General features: G+C 43.1%; 1 protein-coding gene. It reads right to left on the bottom strand.

Translation table 11 applies throughout. The features are described from left to right. Positions 1 to 1,744, bottom strand: a 1,744-nt coding sequence (locus AC1DPQ_RS26735) for a SusC/RagA family TonB-linked outer membrane protein (RefSeq protein WP_477611433.1), incomplete at its 3' end; no start/stop codon positions are given. Positions 1,745 to 1,787 lie beyond the last annotated feature (43 nt).

A 1,787-nucleotide genomic window follows, 5' to 3' on the forward strand; every position in this document is an offset into this window, starting at 1 on the left:
GGGCAGACCCCTGGAAAAACACCGACAGATCAAAGTTTTTATATCCTGAAGAGAAGCCAAAACCGTAAATGATCTCCGGAACGGTAGGCAGGCCGATAGGTACCCGGTCGAGGTTGGTAATCTGACCATCTCCGTTTACATCCCGGTATTTGATATCGCCCGCTGCATATTCGCCGAAGGTCTGTTTTGGAGAATTGGCCACATCATATTGATCGATAAATAACCGTTCTGCAATTAAGCCATAATTCTGATTAAGCGACTGCCCGATCCTGGAAAGATAACTTTCTTTGTACTGAGGTTCCTCAAACTGTAAAAATTCACTGTGTGCATAGGTGAAGTTCCCATGCAGACGCAGCCATAAAGATGTATTGAAATTTTTGTTATAATCGGCTGAGATATCTATTCCATTCGCTTTAGCCTTTCCTGTATTAGCTTTGATGGCTGCCGCAAGCCCCATTGTACTTGGGATAGCGGCACGTTCCATTAGAATATTATCCCTGGTTTCAGAGAAAAGATCAACCTGCAAATTGAAATCGTTAAACAGGGTCAGCTCTGTACCAAAATTGAATTTCTTTGCCCTTTCCCATGTAATAAAAGCATTATCGTAACGATTGACAGTTATTCCCGGCCTATAATAGGCAAATTGTTCACCAAACCTGGCACCCTTGCCTCCATCGGACAAGTTAACTTCTGAAAGATAAAAGAAACGGTCTTCCGGTGATCCGATAGCATCATTCCCAACAATTCCATAGGTTGCTTTTAACCTTAGTTTACTGACGATAGTGCTGATCGGTTTCCAGAATTTCTCATTGGATACCTGCCATCCAAGCCCTATCGCGGGAAAAAAACCATACCTTTCAGTTTTGAAAAAACGCTCAGATCCATTATAGCCAAAGCTGAGTTCGGCGAGGTAACGGTTGTTATAGCCATAAGTAAAACGTCCAGACACCCCCTGATTACGGTATGGCAAAGATTTTTGCAGAGTACCGCTGTTTGCAAAGAGCTGTTGCCTTCTTTGATATACCAGTAGGGCCGTTATATCATTTACTTTCGAAATCTGCTTCACATAATTTACCGCAGCCTCCATGTAGGTTGTCGTATTGATATCCTTTGCACCTTCGTTGTAATTCAGGTATTCGGTCGCCGAACCCTCATTCAGCAGGGTTAAACCATAAGTATCCTGCAGGCTATTGTAGCCACTGGCCGAATAATAAAAAGGGTTGTAATTCCGGCTGACATCGAAATAAGAATACCGGGAGGTATTGAACATGCCCCTCGCCGAAAGGCCCTGCGTGATGAATGACAGATCCTGTTTCACCTCAAACTGTGCGTTCATCAGCGATCTTGAGTAATCGCGGTAACCTTTCACCAGATCTGCATAAGGATTGATCAGCAGTCCGTTACTTGAATTTCCGAATAAAATGTGGTTTGTTTTTGGCATTTGGCCTGCCGGATAATATGCAGGGAACAAAACGGGATTGCTCCTCATAATTTTGGTATACAACCCGCTTCCACCGTCTATCGGCCCTGTATAGTCATCAAAACTTCCGGCTAAACGCACAATGACTTCTGTGGTTTTCGTCATATTGATATTGATGTTCGAGCGTAACTGATAGGATTTAAGGCTGATATTGCTGTTAAAGTTATTACGTTCATCAACTTTAAGAAGACCGTTGTCATTGTTGTAGGTACCTGCTATGTAATAACGGGCTACCTTACCGCCACCATTGGTACTAAAATTCATACGCTGATTGTTCGTACGGTTTTTAAGTAACATTGTCCGCCAG

Source organism: Pedobacter sp. 01T416_2, assembly GCF_056398925.1.